At 38.0% G+C, this 19396-nt stretch carries 15 protein-coding genes; 4 read left to right on the forward strand and 11 right to left on the reverse strand.

The window, feature by feature from the left end; genetic code table 11:
* The first annotated feature begins 12 nt into the window (after positions 1-12).
* The 4 genes from AC6CH7_RS20800 (at position 13) to AC6CH7_RS20815 (ending at position 8550) form a co-directional block, all read left to right on the forward strand.
* Positions 13-1968: an amino acid permease gene (locus AC6CH7_RS20800; protein WP_498264552.1), complete on the forward strand. Its 1956-nt coding sequence runs from the start codon at positions 13-15 to the stop codon at positions 1966-1968.
* A gap of 536 nt (positions 1969-2504) precedes the next feature.
* On the forward strand, positions 2505-2807 hold the full coding sequence (locus tag AC6CH7_RS20805) for a helix-turn-helix domain-containing protein (RefSeq protein ID WP_498264553.1): 303 nt from the start codon (positions 2505-2507) through the stop codon (positions 2805-2807).
* Between the two features lie 280 nt (positions 2808-3087).
* The gene (locus tag AC6CH7_RS20810; RefSeq protein WP_498264554.1) at positions 3088-6927 is read left to right on the forward strand and encodes an SIR2 family protein; all 3840 of its coding nucleotides are present in this window, start codon (positions 3088-3090) and stop codon (positions 6925-6927) included.
* 735 nt (positions 6928-7662) lie between these two features.
* Positions 7663-8550, forward strand: coding sequence for a nucleotidyl transferase AbiEii/AbiGii toxin family protein (locus tag AC6CH7_RS20815; protein ID WP_498264555.1), 888 nt, complete (start codon positions 7663-7665; stop codon positions 8548-8550).
* A 17-nt stretch (positions 8551-8567) separates the two neighbouring features.
* On the opposite strand, the gene AC6CH7_RS20820 is transcribed toward AC6CH7_RS20815, so the two are convergent.
* The 11 genes from AC6CH7_RS20820 to AC6CH7_RS20870 form a co-directional block, all read right to left on the reverse strand.
* On the reverse strand, positions 8568-9452 hold the full coding sequence (locus AC6CH7_RS20820; RefSeq protein WP_498264556.1) for a type IV toxin-antitoxin system AbiEi family antitoxin domain-containing protein: 885 nt from the start codon (positions 9450-9452) through the stop codon (positions 8568-8570).
* A gap of 539 nt (positions 9453-9991) precedes the next feature.
* Entirely contained in the window at positions 9992-11734 is a 1743-nt protein-coding gene (locus AC6CH7_RS20825) for a hypothetical protein (protein ID WP_498264557.1), read from the reverse strand.
* Between the two features lie 190 nt (positions 11735-11924).
* Entirely contained in the window at positions 11925-12779 is an 855-nt protein-coding gene (locus tag AC6CH7_RS20830; protein WP_498264558.1) for a hypothetical protein, read from the reverse strand.
* Positions 12780-12789: 10 nt separating this feature from the next.
* Positions 12790-13785: an adenylate/guanylate cyclase domain-containing protein gene (locus tag AC6CH7_RS20835; protein WP_498264559.1), complete on the reverse strand. Its 996-nt coding sequence runs from the start codon at positions 13783-13785 to the stop codon at positions 12790-12792.
* On the reverse strand, positions 13785-14570 hold the full coding sequence (locus AC6CH7_RS20840; protein ID WP_498264560.1) for an adenylate/guanylate cyclase domain-containing protein: 786 nt from the start codon (positions 14568-14570) through the stop codon (positions 13785-13787). Before AC6CH7_RS20840 ends, AC6CH7_RS20835 begins: the two co-directional genes overlap by 1 nt.
* Positions 14563-15180 carry a Pycsar system effector family protein gene (locus AC6CH7_RS20845; protein WP_498264561.1) on the reverse strand — a complete coding sequence of 206 codons (618 nt, stop codon included), beginning with the start codon at positions 15178-15180 and terminating at the stop codon, positions 14563-14565. The genes AC6CH7_RS20840 and AC6CH7_RS20845 overlap by 8 nt, the downstream gene beginning before the upstream one ends.
* Before the next feature lie 248 nt (positions 15181-15428).
* Positions 15429-15707, reverse strand: coding sequence for a CHC2 zinc finger domain-containing protein (locus AC6CH7_RS20850; RefSeq protein WP_498264562.1), 279 nt, complete (start codon positions 15705-15707; stop codon positions 15429-15431).
* 68 nt (positions 15708-15775) lie between these two features.
* Entirely contained in the window at positions 15776-16090 is a 315-nt protein-coding gene (locus AC6CH7_RS20855) for a helix-turn-helix domain-containing protein (protein WP_498264563.1), read from the reverse strand.
* Between the two features lie 153 nt (positions 16091-16243).
* Entirely contained in the window at positions 16244-16615 is a 372-nt protein-coding gene (locus AC6CH7_RS20860; protein WP_498264564.1) for a hypothetical protein, read from the reverse strand.
* A gap of 15 nt (positions 16616-16630) precedes the next feature.
* Entirely contained in the window at positions 16631-17464 is an 834-nt protein-coding gene (locus tag AC6CH7_RS20865; RefSeq protein ID WP_498264565.1) for a hypothetical protein, read from the reverse strand.
* 171 nt (positions 17465-17635) lie between these two features.
* Entirely contained in the window at positions 17636-19393 is a 1758-nt protein-coding gene (locus AC6CH7_RS20870) for a TetR/AcrR family transcriptional regulator (protein ID WP_498264566.1), read from the reverse strand.
* Positions 19394-19396: the final 3 nt, after the last annotated feature.

Genomic DNA, 19396 nt, shown 5'->3' on the forward strand with positions numbered 1-19396 from the left:
AACCACTAATGTATGTTTGAAAAACTTTTCAGAAAAAAGTCAATAGCCAAAATATTGGAAGATGCAGAAAAAGGCTATGGTGATCACGGGGCTTCGCTCCATAAAACGCTTGGTGTACGGGATTTAACGGCTTTCGGTATTGCCGCTATAATTGGGGCAGGCATTTTCAGTACAATTGGCAAAGCCAGTGCTGATGGTGGTCCTGCGGTAATATTCCTTTTTATATTTACTGCCATTGCTTGTAGTTTTGCTGCGTTTGCGTATGCAGAATTTGCCTCAATGGTCCCTGTATCCGGAAGTGCATATACCTATTCATATGTTGCTTTTGGCGAACTGGTGGCCTGGATCATTGGATGGTCGCTCATTATGGAATATGCTATTGGAAATATAACTGTAGCAATATCCTGGTCCGATTATTTTACAGGACTCCTCTCCTCCATACGAATACCTGCATTTGGCATAAATGGCATTCATTTGCCAGATTGGACCACAATGGATTATCTGACCGCATATAATGGTCATGCGCATGCAGAAGCGCTTGTTAACGCAGGAAAAAACTACGCAAATCTGGATGAAGCAACAAGAATAGCAAACAACGCCTGGATAACATCCCCACAAATTGCAGGCTTTCATCTTGTAGCAGACTTACCCGCTCTTGGCATTATCATTTTCATTACCTGGCTGGTATACAGAGGTATGAAAGAATCCAGAAATGCAAGTAACGCAATGGTTATTGTAAAACTAGCCGTTATATTGCTGGTACTTGCAGTAGGTGTTTTTTATGTTGACACTGCCAATTGGGATCCCTTTGCCCCCAATGGAGTATCAGGAGTATTAAAGGGAGTATCAGCTGTTTTTTTTGCTTACATAGGCTTTGACGCCATTTCTACGACTGCCGAAGAATGCAGAAACCCACAAAGAGACTTACCAAGGGGAATGATGTGGGCAATTATCATTTGTACAATTCTATATGTGGCAATTGCACTTGTGCTTACAGGAATCGTTAACTTCAAATTACTTGCTGTTGGCGACCCACTGGCATTTGTTTTTGATCAGATCGATTTGAAGCTAATGAGCGGAATAATAGCCGTAAGTGCGGTGTTTGCTATGGCAAGTGTGCTTTTAGTATTTCAAATGGGCCAGCCAAGAATATGGATGAGCATGAGCCGAGACGGCCTGCTTCCAAAATCATTTTCAAAAATCCACCCTAAATACCACACCCCATCTTTTGCTACCATCGTAGTGGGCTTTGTGGTGGCGATTCCTTCGCTTTTCATGAACCTTACCATTGTAACAGACCTATGTTCTATTGGTACACTGTTTGCGTTTGTACTGGTCTGTGCGGGAGTTCTTGTTTTACAAAACAAGCCGGATATTCAAAGAGGAAAATTTAGAATTCCATACATGAATTCTAAATTCATTGTCCCTCTTTTATTCATAGGCACATTATTTTTTGGTTTTAGCTTTTACAAAAAAGAAACTACGGCTTTTATTTTCAATACACAAAGAATATATGATCCTGTTAGTTTCATTACCGCTTTAAATGAAGATGAGCTCGACATAGTAAAAAAAGAAATAGCAATAGCTCAAACTAAAGTTAATCTTATTGAAAAGAACACAGATTCAGAAGCATATTTAAATCAGTTATCCTCCGAACAGTATGAGCAGTTCATAAACAATTCAGAGCTAGCAAAAGAAAAGAAATATGAAAGTGGATGGAAACTCTTTAAACATAAAATCCCTATGTGGATTTTCTTTTTTATCTGCCTCGTAATTATTTACTACTGCATCACTAAAAATCTTTCTCTTATCCCAGTTTTGGGCTTAATAAGCTGCCTCTATATGATGTGTGAATTGGGCATATCCAATTGGATAGGATTTGGGATCTGGTTGATTGTTGGTTTATTTGTCTATTTCCTATATGGCTTTAAGCACAGCAAACTCAGACTTAAAGAAAACAACGTATAAATAAAAAAAGCTGCAATTGCAGCCTTTTTTATGCCCCGACTTTCTTAAACTGTAGAAAATATTGCCCAACGACACAATGTTTTCAAAATAAAAAAATATTTATTAAAAATAATTCCACAATTTGAGAATATATCTCTACATTTATAATTATAAAAAACAAATGGTACTCAAGGACTTGATTACCATTTAAATTGCCCTCCTAATTATCCCTATAATTGTCTGGTTGGAAGGCCGACAATAGAGGCTCCTCCCCGGAGCCTTTTTTATGTACCTAAATACCATTTGAAGGCGGTTTTAAAAGAATTCTGACAGAATCACTGACACTTTTTTATAAATAATTGAAATTTCTATACTAAACGTCTTTTGCGGAATTCACTATCCAAAATTAAACTTAGTGGCAAATTGAATTTTGAATTTAATTGCATGTCGCTTATTTTTGCGTCAATAAATGGTATTCTTCTAAACATTTATTTATCACCTACTCGCCAAAAAGAATGCGCGGACATGTGCAATCGGCGATGAATCCTAATATACTTATGGAAAACCCATTCCTTGTAATCGAACAAAGGCTGATAGTAATCGAACAAAATCTAAATCAACTGCTCTCAACAGTTAAAACTAGTTCGGAGGTTCAGCACGAACCGCTGGTCGAAAGGAAAAAGCTGTCTATTTCTGACCTGTCTGCATATTTGAATGTGTCTAAGTCAACAATTCATCGATACAAAAACAATAGAATCTTTCCATTCTATCAAGCAGGAAGGACAGTATTCTTCAAGAAAAATGAAGTCGACAAGGCAATGCTAGCATTAAAATCTATGAGAATCGAAAATCATCGATAGTTGATAAAAGATTAGGAGGTCTGGACTGTCCCAGACCTCCAGATGTTGACATCAGTAGCTTGCTAGTTGTATATAACGAATAATGAGGCTGGGTACTTCGCCTAAAGTGGCCACTCATTCTATTAGTTTATTTGCTATTATAAATGTAAATAAACAAACGCCAACTGAATAGAATTCACCAGAGGAGCCAATCAATTTCCCTATAGTTGGTTGGTAGGCTGTCAGCTCAGTTTGTTTTGGTCACCAATTTTGCATACACTCGTGTTGGCAAATCAATGACATGGAATCAAAAACTTCAGACCAAATTGAAAATTTAAGAAAAGCGCTTTACCAAGATCAAATGTCCCTACTAGTGGGTTCAGGTTTTAGCAAAAATGTAAGCAAGCTGTTCCCTGACTGGAATGAAATGCTTTTTGACCTTACTGTTGAACTGTATGACCAACAAATTTCAACTAGCTATGAAAAATATTTGAGCCTGAGCGATCTGGAAGTTAAATTGACAAAAGATAAATTCTATTCAATGGAGGCTAAAAAAATTTTGAAACGAGATAAGTATCTAGAGGTAGTTTCAAAATATATCGAATTTAAAGAAATGCCTGAATCGATAATAACATATATTGAAGATCGTGTTCCCACGGTTACTGTCAGAAAGGATAACATTATTGAACTCACAACAAAAAAGCAGTCAGAGCAAGTCCCGATCGATAAATTAAGTCTGCACAAGACAGTGGTATCGCTCCCATGGATTAACTTGTTTACCACTAACTATGATGATTTGCTTGATTTGTGCGTAGATCATACCCGTTATGAAACACTTACTTTAGAAATTTCTGATTTAGAGACAGAATATAAAGATTTCGAACACACTCTGATAGAAAAGGATAGCGAGTTACAAAAGTTAAAAGATGATGTCAGTCGATATGAGGAAGAAGTTAAAGATCTTGAATTTCTGGAAACTGGCAAAGAAGATTCGATCCCTGGAGATGATAACGCCCTTGCCTATCATACCAACTTAAAGAAAATTCATGAAATGCGTCAAGAAATTTATGGAATATCAAACAAGCAGTCTGTAACAAAGAAACGACTTAACGAAACTATTTTGGCTCGCAAATCCGTATACAAACTGGTATTGAAAGGCGCCGATCTTGCTCAAAATAACTATAAACGTAATCTAATCAAGTTGCATGGTACACTTAGGAATGAAAATCAGCGCAAATCTTTTAAGATAGGGTTTGATGGTGATCATAAGACACAATATATCATATCACGTGAGCATTATAATGAGTATGCAACAAAACATTCCGCCTTCAGACAAGTAATGAACGTTTCCATATTAAGAGAGTCATTCTGTTTGCTAGGATTTTCTGGGTCTGATCCAAATTTTATGGAATGGGTCGATTGGGTATCAGATGTTTTTCGCAGTAATGAGGATGGCAAAAACCATATCTATTTAATAGATATGGATCTCAAAGAGCTGGATGAAACCACCCAATTACATTATGCTCGAAATCGCATAATAAGAATACCGATCCGTTCACCGGAAGCGATTATTTTTCTGCAAAGTAAGACGCATACAACTATTGACGCGGATGATTATTTTGATGTTTTAGCTTGTTTTCTAAAATATCTATCGCAAGATGTCAAAACTGATGTGACCGTAACAAAAAAAGATGTACAGGCTTCAGATAGAAGGAGAGCAGCATGGAAAACGGCAGCATTCTATGATACCAGAAAATCAATCGACCCACAGCAGCTTTCTGCAATTGTAGAAAAATTGGACGCCCTCGAAGTGAATCTAATCCTTCCCAGTCTGGACGATTATGAAACAAATACTCAGCACACACTGATTTCTTTTGCTAGCATGCATCTCAAAAAGAATTTCAAAGATGAACCGTTAAATCGGGCTAAGTTGCTTAAGTTAATGCTTTATGCGATAAAAGATTATCATCTACCAATTGGAAATGTATTGGATTCAGAAACCTTAATAGAATGTCTGGATAACCCGGTGACAGCTGAAATGACGAAACCAATGATCGAACGGCATTATTTACTTTCCGACAGGCCAATTCCGGGTATTGTCCCAATTCCATATTCTCCATACCACCAAGCGTTGAGCCTCGCTTACACCTATAAATTTGATGATCTAAAGGCATTTCTTACTGCGTGGATTCCTAAAGGGACAGAAATTTTGCTAAAATCGGGATTATTAAGCTTGGTTGACCGGCAAGGGGCTGAAGACCTGTTAAAGAACGGAATCTCTCAAAGACAAGATTTTGCCGCTGATTATGCACTATACTTATACCAGATGCTTAATTATATAGGTACCGCTGATTTAGGGCATGTCGATAAACAGGTATTGGATATTATCGACAACTACAAGAAAGCAGGGATAAATATGGTCTTTGACAATTTCGACAACCTGTTTACACATATCGCGAAAAGTCCACTGTCACTGCAAAGGGCGCGACTATCACCTGAAGAACCGGATCTGTGGACGATGGGCCCCACAGAAGGTAGTTCAATACAATACCTGATGCTACTTATTGATTCCGGGTTCCAATTATGCATACCTCATCGGGTTTTTACTCCAAATAAAAAATGGTTGTCCGTTTTGGAGGCCGGTTTTAAATTTTATCCTGAACCATTTCTTTTCTACAGTTTACAATATTCCGAAGAAAAATTTTTAAAAAATGTAGGGAAGTTATATGCATCTGCCAATGGTATTGCGCACGAACTTCCAAGAATTTGCACAAACTTAATAAAGAATTCCAGACAACTGACTCACCAATTTCGTGAAAATTCCTACACCTTCCTTTCTGAAGCATTAATTGCGGTAGAACCAGCGATTTGGCAAAAGGACTTGTTGGTGATCTGGAAGGATCTCTTACTTGAAAAAAATGCATTTTCTGATCGCAGGTCACCTACCTCAGATTTATTTGCTCGGACGATCACATATATGGATGATCCGGAAGTTTTGCTGTCGATTATTGCTGACTGCCTTAATATTGATGTTTTTACTGAAACTACGCAAGCTATTAGTTTTATGTACCACCTAAATCAAAACCGGTATTATAAAACTAAAATGAAAGGCATTAAATTACCGCCAGAATTTTCGGCAAGATTTGATTTGCTGATAGAGAATCTCACGGAAAACTTCGATACAAATATGTTCGTGCTGGCTAATTTAGCAAATCTTTTAACACCTGAACAACACAACCTCTTTACCTCCAAGCTAATAGATGTTAATTATGTCAAAGTAATGAATATAAGGGTCTGGCGTTTGGTAATTTACTACAGTAATCAAAATAAAGATGTCTTCAAAGTGGTCAAAAAAGCACTTCTGAAGCATCCTAGGCTTTGGTATACGGGTATAGATGGAAATTCGATCCAAGGTATGTTTGACAATCTAAGTTTGATGAATTTGACTAAAACCAAGTTTCAAACACGTGGACTAACCTGGACCAAAAATGAAGTATTAAAATTATATGAAAAGATGAAATTTCCGCTCTTAGAGATTGCGAGAATGGACACCTCAGATGACTTCATGCAAACATTCACGCCGATACTCGAGGAAATGGTCACTTTTATGGAGGAATATCAAACGATCCTCCGAGGGCAGCCTAATTTTGATGCTAATCTGGCTTTAGGGAGAAAACTTTATTATAATAAACGAAAATATGAAGATATCCATCTTGGACTTTTAAGCAAAGATCAGGATGTAGTCAATAATGTATTAGCTGAACTTAATCTTGCCATAGTCGAGAAAAGAGCGCCCTCCGAAGCATTGAATATATTAATTTATAGGATCATGCTTCAAGTTGAACCTGAATTCATTAATTCTTTTGCCTATCTGGGGAACTGGCTAGCAGATCCAGAGCATTTTAAGAATTTCAAGGATTTTATTCCGCAAATCCTACTTATTTTAGACCGATATAAAAACTACGAAGAACTTGATGCCGCACCCTCTTCATTACAACATAAATTGGTTAGGCTTGCACAAACTTTGAGTAAGGTTGGAATTGAAAACCAAGTGATTGACTATTGGCTTGAAATGGGCTTAACGTCTAGGTTCAATAACGTAAAACAGCTCATGTTAAAAACTTATGCTGAGAAGAAGTAACTAATTTTATCGCATTAACCTGTGATTCTGTTGGTAGATATTAGCCGTTGGAACCAAAAGCAGTTCGTAAAATTGATTTAGTATTTCGATACTTTCATGGGCTTCTAAAAAGGCAACTAAGCTATGAAAATCCTGCAAAAGGTAACGAACACAAGCAAACTTGTGAATGACTGCAAACACACGAAAGTATAAACATTGAGAAACATAAGCAAACTTGTGAACGATTGCGAACATAAGAAAAGAAAATTAACCGTAAGTACAAAAGACAGATTAAGCGCACAGTGACATCAGAGTGAGGTTTTAACATAAATTCGCGACATAAAAAAACAAGATCGTTTTAACATTTCGCGAACGATCGCGAACGATTAAGCATCTCCAAGTCCATCGTTTAAAACATACCTGGTTTGGGGTGTATATTTCACCAAAAGTGTTTCTTCACTTTTGGTGAAGGATTCAACACCCATCTTTTATAATAATGGTTCCGGCGTTACAAAGAGCTATTTGTAGCTAGGGATTTAATGTTAGTGATTTTATAGGGTTTTCGCCAATAGTGACGAACAACCAATTTCACTGTAATACGCCGTAATAACGAAATCGGGGTTTCGCTGGATACTCTCCGAAGTTGAGGCTTTGAATTTCCTCGGATGACATATAAATACCGTTCTCAATAACGAACACCGAGAACCCCCTTCATAATAAGCGGTGATTTTTGATTAAATTTGCTATATAAAATTTATGGTAGACTTAGAATTAATAAACAACATCAAAAAACTCACCATCACCTCTCTGGTACAGGATGATGAGCTCATGGAATCATTGGTTTTAAAAGGAGGGAATGCGATTAGTCTGGGTTATGGATTGTCAGACCGTGCATCCTATGATCTTGATTTCTCTCTGGAAGAAGATTTTAAAGACATACAGGAAATACAGGTTAAACTGGAGAAAGCGATGGTATCAGGATTTGCGGATCACGGCTTAGTAGTATTTGACCTGACGATTGTTGAGAAGCCGAAGACCGGCGACCCGGATCTCCAGGCATTCTGGGGCGGCTACATGATCGTGTTTAAAATCATCAGCCGGGAAAAATATGACAAGTTCAAAGGAGATCTGGAACTGATACGTAGAAATGCTATGGCATTAAACCCGGATAATTCCACAAAATTCAAAGTAGACATTAGTAAATTTGAATATGTTGGTGACCATAAAAAAATGATCGAAATTGATGGCATTTACTTTTATATCTATGCGCCCGAGCTTATAATTTTTGAGAAAATAAGGGCATTAGCCCAAAAGCTACCCGAGTATTACCGTGATGTGCTTAAACAGGACACCTTACGCGGAGAAGACGACCGTGCTAGGGCAAGAGACTTTTATGATATCTATCAAATCATGGAACACTGTGCCCTGGACCCCACGACTGCTGAGTCAAAAAAAACTTTAGAGGCAGTTTTTGATGCCAAAAGGGTACCCACAACATATTTAAGAAAAATCCGGACCATGGAAGAAATCCACAGACAAGGTTATCAAGCAGTTAGAGATACAATAAGCGACAAAGCTAAAGACTTAGGATTTGATTTTTATTTTGAGTATTTCCTGAAAAACTTCGAGCATTTGCTTGATTAACCAGCCACTAACTAATTTCAGATCAGACCTTTGGGATACCAGATATGCCATTTTTCAGAATAATCCATATCTCGCATATCATAGGTAAGATAAAAATCATAGTGTTTTTCTCTTCCCGCAAAAAGATCTACCTGCGACTTTTTAAATCCAGCAGCCTCCAAGTAAAAGCCGATCGCCTGATGGTAAGGATATATGAAATTCATTTTATTCAGATAGCCCGATAACCTATTTATAGAAATCTTATGCAATTCATTGGCATTACGAAAAGCCTTCAGAACTTCTGACACACCTCCAGAATAAGCAGGCCGTACAACAATATCAATTAGTGTTCTTTCAAGATCTGTGACCTTAGCCTCCGAATGCGGCGCGGTCCCTACCCCAAGGTTTTTTGTATTTTTACCGCGAAGCAAAATGACGATAAAATCACCAAGTTGCGAAGCCGTTAAAGATTCTCGTTGAGGCTTGCTGAAGGCAGCATCAATATTTTCCTGCTCTAGTATTCTAGGTGCCGACTTTGCAGGACTGTTGGATTGTTCTAGGGTTACATAAATGGATTTGGGAATTTGTTCGGTCAGTCCCCATAAACTCACTGCTGAATAATGAGAAAGATACCCTTTAGGAAAGATACCCGAAGCGATCTCATACACAGAAGCTGTATCAAAATAGAACAGCCTTCCTGCTGAAACTTCTCCGAAGTCCAAAACCGCTTCCTTAATAAAATCTTGCCCGGCAAGCTGATCCATAAATACATTCAGGTCCATATAAAGAGGCAGTCGCCATTTATCCTTATATTCCTCAAAAATCTCAGCAATATCCTTTTTGCCAAACACTGTCCTATCAGTTTTGGTAAAGGTTCTGATAATCTCAGGAAGGACAGAAATGAACCTAGGTTTATTTGCCATAATTATAATTCGAGACAGAAAGTATATATACTTTCTGTATAGCAAAGTTAAAGGTTTTTTCTGACATATGCAAATCGTGATAACAACAAGATATTTGCTTGAAATCAACAAATCCTGAAAAGAATTTAATGAGATAAAGTATTAAAGTATATATACTTTAATACAAAGTTACAATATAAAAATGACAAATACAAACACTCCAAAAACAAGGACTTTTATCGTCTTGAATGAGATGGGAAGTGCGATAAGAAAAAGGGAAATTTGAGGATAGAGAATCATTACTCTACAGGAATAAAAAGTAGATCTACTTTTTATTCCTGTAGATGCTATTGCGAAGTTACGGGTTTTTTCTGACATTTCAAACATCTGACTCGCAAACAGATTAGAATGTAACTAGCATTAAATGACAAATGACTAAAGTATATATACTTTAGTCAAAGCTACATAAATTTCACCACATAATCCAAATAATCATACATAATTTACACAGACAAAGCAAAGTCTCCTTCATCTATATTCACCAAGTTTTAGCAGCATTACTAGACAAGTTCACCTGGAGGTAAACCTCGCGTAAGTTCTAGTACATCAATTACCTTTTTCACATACCCCTCCCCGCGATACATTTCCTTTGAATTGTTCTTGAAAACGGAGTTCTCGAATGTTTTATAACAATCAAAAAACGCAGAAATAGCATCCGTTCGCTTTACTTTTTTCAGTGCACGTCTTTGTTCTTTGTAGAATTGCTCAAATAATATGAGCAAATTGGTTTCATTTTGGCCGAGCAAATCAATATGATTGATTAGGAAACGAATATTGATAAACACAAGCGGCTTGATGGATTTAAACTTATCTTCCAGATTCGCCGCTTTTACCCGCTTTTCGAATTCCAGTTGTAGGTAATTATTGATTCCAGGCATACTGAAGAAATAATCAGTATAGACCATGACGGGATAGACCGTTAAATTTTTTGCATACTTATATCCCGGTTTATCTTCGAAAGAAGAAACCGACATCCTTGAAAGCTGACTGACGAGTTGACCTGTCCCCTTATGGTTCTGGTTATATTTTTCGTCAATGGCATCCCTGATTTGAGTGTAAGCAATGGTGTCGATCGCCCTGGACGGAAAAAAAGCATCTTTTATCTCAAACAAGATCACATCGTTTCCCTCCCTATAATAACCGTCAGGAAAACCATTTTGGACTCTATCATCAAAAAGCAAAACACTATATGGTTTTTTAAGCGCTTCGCGAACTAGCTTCTTAAATAAAAAGCCTTCCGTAATCTCTTCGCCTACGAATTGCTTAAAATTCGCAAAAGTTTTAAAAGGACTGACATCCTTAATCCCCGAGTGAGTGTAAAAGTCAAACATCAATCCTTCATACAGTTTACTGGAAAAAAAATTCCAGTTCAAAACGATATAGCTTTCCTGATCAAATTTCATTAAAGGCTTATCTTTAATTCCGGCGTAATTTTTATGATCAGCTGCGTACTTCTCTTTATAAATAGAAACGTCCATTGTAAACGCATTGAACATAGTCTCAAATTCCGGTTGTATTCCTATTGAGTACCGAGCACTAGTTTTGCCATTGTATTCCACCGGAACCCAAGAGCTCTGTATAATGTTAGTCATGGTAAAAACATAGTGCCAGGAACTGGTATATCCGCGCTGCAAAAGAAAAAACTTTACCTGTTCCCCATATGGAGCAGAGAACTGCAAAAAATTCAATAATACAATTCCCCTGACCATTTCTGGAAAGGGATTGACAAGGTGTCCCGCCTCATACTGACCGCTTAACATAGGCAGGGTATTCTTAAAAAAGAAATCGTCAGTCAGGTCACGGTTGTGATCAAAAATCAAAGCATCTTTTACATTGCGCCTTTCTATGAACACAACATAGGCTTTCAGAAGCCGAAAATCCTGTTCCGGAGTGGTATCGTCCCCTTGCATACTGAAAACGCGATAATTTATCAATGCATAATGCATGAATTCCAGAACGTAAGACATCACAAACAAGCCAAACTCTTCGTCCAGCTCGTTGCGATTGCTCTTGTTCAAATTGTATAGGAATCTTTGCTGCATCTCCAACGGCTGCCTGCGCAAAAGAAGTTCAAGTATCCTACCCTGGCTGTTAAAATCGTTCGCAGACAAATGAATTTCCGCATGGATCATAGTCAACAGCCCGATGATCAGCTCAGAAGAAATTTCATCTAGCAAATCATCTAACTCCGGAATAGGTTCTTCAAATAAATCAATGTAACGAGGGACAATTCCGAATTTCATGATATAAAGATATTGAATCAGACCCACCGCACAGACATGTGAAACGATTTTAACTCTGCAATAAACTGTTATATATTTTTGAATCTGATACAGTAATCAGACTTCTCCAACAATCTAAACTTGAACAGGACACCATTCAAGCTTAATATATTCACAGCAGCGTCTAATAACCACCGGAATTTTTGATATCCTATTTGCCTACTAGGCCATTCTTTTTATCATAGTCCTCCTTCATCCGTGCTAAGTTGTCAATACCTTTTTGGACGATCTTAACCGCCTCTGGGCTATGTTCACTTTCAGATTTCATTTTACTCAGAATGGCTTTATGTTCAACAAAAGCATCTTGGACTGATTGAACAATTACTTTCAAGTACCCATCAGTCATTTTAAAATTAAACTCCATCATCCGCTTAAGTATTTCCAGGAAAGGAATAGTTTTTTGAGTAACCTCTTCAATATGTACAGACAGGAGCTCGTCAAATGCACGGCAGGGTTTAGGGTCATAATGCACAAAAATATTTCTTGGAGCTTGCATGGCTTTTAGATCAGCATCATCAAAACGTTCCAAATCTCCGGTGATGTCAAGATATTCATCTAAAAGATGGGGTAACCTTTCTCGGACGATTTTACCCATATCTTTTTTCCAAATCGACCGATCTCGATTCCTTGTGACAAGATGCCCCTGATCATTTATGCTGATAAAATGAAATACCTGCTTAAAGCCTTCAGTTAGGATCACTACAATTTGTTTTGAAGCATACTGGACTTCATAAGGGTCTTCAGCACGAAGATAAACCCGATAGACCACTGAGAGATCATTAGAAATCATCCCAATTAACATAGTATATTCGCAGACTCTTCTCAGCTGTTTGATCTCACTGGAAGCTTGTAGTTGACTCTTGTTTCGCTGTTCAGCCATTTCGTCCAGCATCCTTATTTGAGCCCTTAGGAAATCCAATTGCTCATTAATCACCTGTAAGTTTAATAACGTGTAATTACACAGTTTTTTTTTAGTCTGCTCCGAAACTGGTTGTTTAATGCCCATCAATTATATATTAAGAAATCTTCCAAATAAAACCACAACCATAGACTTTACCATTAACATCCCTGATTTCACCAGGTTGCGCAACCCAATCAGATGCCAGATGAGATTTTTCATCTTTTAATCCCGTATATACTGCTTGAGTTATGAGTATTTCCGGATAATTGATCTTTGTGACTTTTCGTTCCACTTTATTAAGCTTACCTTCTTTAAATTTCAATTCTCCTGACGCGTTCAATTCAATTGACCCAGCAAACTTAGCTTCGTCCCATTCTGAGTCTGTATCGACTAGATTATATGGGGTGTTATTAATTTTGCCCAAATAGTTCAGCCCACTCAATAACCCTATACCATGTGATGCTGCAAAATATGATTCGGCGAGAGGATTGCGGTTGGCAGTATAATTCACTTTGTAGGTTACTTTTTCTACTGTTTTATTCGCCAAATCCGTTAATCGAGAGGCTATATTTGCAGGGTAACCTGTCCATACCAGGCCTTTATTTTCAGACTGCTCTGTTCCATTACGCTGAATACCAACTTTAATCACCTTGAGTTTCCCATAATCTATCCCTATTCCACATTTGAATTCAACATCAGGAAATTGCTTCGCGATAATTTCTCGAGCGATATGATTGATACTGATTGCACAGGCAACTGCGTTATGGAAACAATTCTCTGAGGGAAAAACCAACATTACCCTGTCACCAATTATATTCCTGGTGGAAGCTTTATGATAGCGTCCCGCTTTTATTACCGCTTTTATAAAAGCCGTATAAATTTTTGCCATCGTAATGGAATGATGTTTAGCGGTCAGAGCGACTGAATTCCGAATATCCACATATAAGACGCAGGTCTCCATTTCCTTACCAACTTTTTGCATTCCTCTTTCAAAGGTGAGTCCCTGTGTTTGGCTGTTTGGCACGTATACGGTCCCCGTATAGGAAAATTCTGTTTTATAAACGTCTGCCACATCAGCGGTGATTTCCGTCAATATATCTTTTATCGCCATTATCTTTTACGCATTTGATAGTAAGTTTTAAAATCAACTCCTTTGAGATTTTTAACATTGTTCTTTGTATATACCCATTCCTGCTGTGATTTCATTTTAGCTAGCTCATAGAGGTCCTGCACAAGAATATCCATTTGATGATGTTTTGAAACATCAGTCTCATCATAGAAGTTAATCGTGTTATCTTCACTGATGCTTTCCAGTCTATAAAGCTCGGTGAGTGGCTTTCCAATCATTGTATATTCATTATAAAATCCAGATTTATTCTTAAAGTAATTGATAGTACCTGAGTGAAATGCAACTTTTGATTCGAATTTGGTGCCAGCAGTTGCTTCGATAATTTCAATAGCACAGTTATTTGCAGCTATTGTAGACATATAAATCCCGTATTCATAGAATGGTTGTCCGAAAGTACAAATAATACCGTCTCCCATGATCTTGTCAATTTCCCCATTATGAGTGTATATTATCGGAATGACTATATCGTAATATTCATCAAAAAATTTGCCGATCTCTTTGCCAGTCAGATTAGAATAACGTGTGGAGAAAGAACAAATATCAATATACAACAATGCAACTTCTGCCGGTAAACCCTGATCAAAATATTTGACATAGTTGGTGCCCATTAGGGCAAATTCGCTCGAATACGCCTTTTCAATCCGATCACCATTAAACCTTTCATGCAAACTTAAATTTTCGACAGCACTTTTCGTTGCTAATTTTACAATGGGTGACTTTTTATCGTATTTTAAATTTAGCGCCTTAATGGTCTGCATGTTAGCCATGATTCGTTGGATTTAATGATGTGATCAAATAAGCGAACAAGGCAATCATAAGCACGACAAGGCTCAACACAAATAGTCTTAACGCCCAACTGACACGCTTATATTTTTTCCAGGCTAAAGTTGAATTTACGAAGATCTGCTCTGTGATCTGGTCAGTGAATTTATCCTCATTATCCAATATCGATTGAGCATAAGTTTTATATTCTTTATACTTTTTATGTGTTTTGGAAATGTGTCCAAAATAAATGATGGAACTTGCTTCCTCTTCATTTTTGAGATTTGGGTTCAGACAGGCGAAACAGAAGCCGATAGATATCAGACTGATTAATCCGTACAAGAAAACTAGAAATATTAGGAAAATTGACTGTTCCATTGACTTAAAGACGGCGGTTGCATTGGTGTAACCTAACGTGAAGATGACTCCATAAACTGTGAGAATGATGCCTGCTTTGCTTTCCGAAAATCGCAACCAGTCAATATTGATCTGGAGTATTTCCCAATATCTAGCGCTGGGATTCTCAACACGCACTATCTGTGGAATTTGAATTTCGGTTTCTGAATTATCGCTTTCTGAAAATTCAGGATCGGAGGGCGTCTGGTCTGTATTCATTGTTGTTGTATATTTCGACTAATTTAATGAAATAGAATGAATTAGACACAAGCTCCACCCAGCAGTTAATTCGAACATTTCTTCTATAATAATATACCCTCGTCAATAGAAAATATTCAATACACTACCTATTGGCTGAGGTTTCGGACATATATATTTTGTCTTGTAAATTCGTTTACTTGTCGATTACAGCTAGTAATAGTTACAAGCTAAAACCGGAAAAGTCAGTTTCTACGGTTCATCCATTCTCACCCCACCCTCTCAGCCAACACACCTACCGCCTCCACAAACCCCTTCTTTTCAATCATCATCACAAACCTAACCGGGTCACCACCCTTACCACATATAAAACACTTAAAAATCTTCATACCTGGCGAAACAACAAAAGTTCCGGAATAATCTCTATGAAAAGGACAAAGACCCTTCCAGGTATTCTCATCACGTGATTCCAACCTTATATAGCTACTGACCAATTGAACCATATCAGTTTTAGCAATAACCAGATCTTTAAACTCTTTAGATATCATAGCCATTACTTTAACAAATCCAACACCCCACCATTTTCCTTACATTTTTCCTTAAACTGCTCCATCATCTAATAATAGGCAATCAACTTCCTTTGCAATAAAATACAATACTCACCCAAATCATTCAACTTAACTTTTAGATCTGCATTTTCTTCAACCAAAGCATGTCTAACTTCTTCACCGACAATTAACATCTCCGGCAAAACACCGAAATAATCCGCAATTTGTTTTAACCTGGTAAGATTGATATCAGTAATTCCGTTTTCGATCTTACTATAAGCAGCAACAGATATTCCCAATGACTCTGCGATCTTTTTTTGGCCTTTGACCTGATTAAGCCTTAATTGTCTCATGCGTTCACCAACGCTAACGATCCTATTCATTTGAATACAACATTAAAATTTGACTAACTTATATAATCCTATTAACAGGAACCAAATAACAACCATTAAATATTCCCAACCCTTCCTGAGTACCCTGCAAAATCAAAGATTCTTACCTAAACATTTAAGGTAAAAAACTGGCAAAATAAAAACTCACACCTCCACCAAAACCTCATCCATCTTACCCATCATATACTCCAGCAACCTCGCCGGATCCTTTTCCTTCACATCAGCCATAAAATACGGTTTGATCTCCGAAAGGTCTAACAATCCACCACAACCAGCCTCAGTAAATAAATCACTTAACCTTTCATCCTGGGCAATATTAAAACTCAAAAACCCCTCAAGCGTATCGATACCCAAATATTCCTTATCCAGCAACTGCAGCCTGGTAAGTCTCGACAGCTTCCTACCTTCAGGCGTACCATCATTGGTCAAAAACAAAAATGTTCTGATTACAATCTTTTCATCTACTAATTCACATACCAGGTAACCAAGCTTTACATCATACAGCCGAAAAGCCAACAAAATTTGATCGCCCTAATGGTAATAATCAAATTCGTCATTATCAAACAGTTCGTAAATAGCATGATGTATAACTCCAGGTATAATTCCCAACCTCTCTTCCAGCCGATGTAAGGCGTGTCTTTGTATGTAGACGAAACACTCATAAGTATGTGCCAGTCCAATACATTTTGGATCTATACTTCTATAGCTAAAAGTCCCATCAAGATCTGTCCAGCCAATCCTCATCACCTCCCTGCTAATATTATCAAACCTTACGGTACCAGTCTCCAGCTTTTTAATTTCTGCCGACACATGGTTCGTGTCACCGTTCTCAGTATATAACACTAGCGTTTTGACCGAATAGAGAAACAACTTCTTAGACCAGTCACTAACTATAATACTAAACCTGTGAAGTAAGAAGATCAATTTTGCAAGCGGAGCGGTAATTAAATCACCATTAATATCATATGGCTCAAATGCTGGAACAAGCTGATTAATATGGTACATTCCTTCGTTTCTCAACGCTTCCACATAATAAATCAAACCCAAACCTTCACGTAAATACAAAGTCAAAGGCATCTCTTCACCAATAGCTGTTGTGCAGGTCATCTTATTCAACTGCTCCGTAAAAATCTCTTGGTACAACAGGCCCGTCTCATCTTTTAATCCGGCACCGTTTATTTTCAGTTTCACCGCAGCATACCGTGTTCTAAGTAATCTTTTATGGCATAAAGGAGTAAACTTTTCAAAATGTCCAGGCCCAACCATCAAATCACAAGCCTGCTGAAAACGCAACAAAGCGTTACGTTCTACCTGCGCCCGTGTTTGTTTCATCGCCTGTGTACTGCTCTTTTTCTTTTTACTCATGACAAAAGATTATCTAAAAAATCCCACATAACATTAAATTCACTCAAAAAAAAACACGCATTAAACACAAAAGTGGCACCGGGAAATCCAACCCAGCACCACCATTCAAACGGCTTTAGCCCTCTTGAGGACAAATGAAGCCAACTCATAAACCGAAAAAACCAAAAGCAATTAATTACCATACAACCTAACTTCATCCAGCATCTTCTCTAACTTCTCCTCCAGGGGTTTGTAATTAACTTCAATCTTCGCATACAGCTTCGATTTAACACTCGAAACCGAAGGTCTCGCACCACCACGCAACTTAAAATTATGCGATATCTTCTCCGAAAACAGATCCAGGGTGGTCTCATCATAAATCCCATGATCATATTGTAACTTCTGCCAAAACGAAAGCTGCCCGGCAGTTAAATTCGTCACTAAACTCAAGGGGTTCTCCTCCTCAAAACCATCAGGTAAATTCAGGCTTCTTTTCAATTCCATATCAATCCAGCGATTAAGGTCTTCAACAATGGGATTTCTACTCGGATCAAAACTCAGGTTAGTTCGGCTGCAAGTCTGGCCAACTGTCGTCTGCGCTTTTAGCAACACTTTCGACCGGTTTAACATAGTCATGTGCTCGCACGATTTCATTATCAGCTTCGTATAATGAAATACAAATCGCGAATGATTCATTCCAATGCCAATTAACAGATCCAGAACCGTCCCATCATTCACTAACCGGTCAGACAATTCCGATTCCAGATGCGACGCATAAATCTTCAAGTACTTATAATCGCACCACCTGATGTCATGGTCCGGGTTACTAAAATTCTGAAAGGGCAAATAAACGATATCAATGATAAAAGGGTCAATTTTTGATTTCTCCAGCACCTTTTTAATCAGCTGCCATTTATCATAAATAATCCGGTTAAACTCCCGCTTACAAAATAACTTAGGTAAAATAATCCCATCCGGTACACTATCACCAAACATCTTAAACAACGACATCATCAGATCAACTACCAGATCGGCGTCAGGATTAAATTTCCGCTCGTGGATGAACAGGATATCTGAAACCTCAGTAAGCTTTGTCATACACATTTTCATGTACGAATTAATCTGAGTATCATTACTCAGACCTGTCACATGGTTAGGTATGTTCCGGCTTAGTTTTTTGGTTTCATTGATCATCATGGCATCGGGAGCGTTAGCCTCTGCCACATCTGTTCTCGCTGATATTTGCGCTGCATATACTTCAAGCAACTCAAATTGGTAATTCATCATATATCTGGCTTGATTAAGTTTTTCGTTAGGATCGGCCCTTTCACAGGCCCATGTAATCACTTGTTCAATAGTTTTTAAGATCTCAAGCTTATCGCATTCCATATTCAAATCAATCCCGCACACCTTACTCTTATTGCTTTCCGCATGGAGTACCATGTAATAAATACCACCAAGCAGCAGACCAATCACAGCCCTGAAGTTCACGTCTGAACCCTCAAAAGTCGGATCTGTTAGCCGGAATAACCGTTCACCGTGTTCCTCTCTAGCATTAGAGATCTCGGTCATCAGTTCATTTTCCTCGCTGATCTGCCACAAGATGATATTTTGCATCTCGGAATTGCTGCTGAAGAAATCAAAATTCTCCTGCATCAACGTCACAAAAGTCTCTTTGATCTCGGCTACGCCATCCACGTCGGTAAGCACAAAACGCTCAAAGATGGGGATCCAGTAATCCTTCTCCTCGATGTAAGCACGCTGCAGGCCAGCAAGGTCAGTAAAGTAACGGGCGATCAAAGTCTTGTCTTTCCCCGTATGCCGGGCAATCCTGTTTACTTTTAACCCGTTATAACCTTCCTCCCTGAGGATTTCGCCAACAGCATCAATAAACTGCTTTATGGTAGCATCCTTATTTCTGTTCCTGATCCTCAGTCGTGGTGTAGCCATAAT

This window comes from Pedobacter sp. GQ55, from assembly GCF_059758925.1.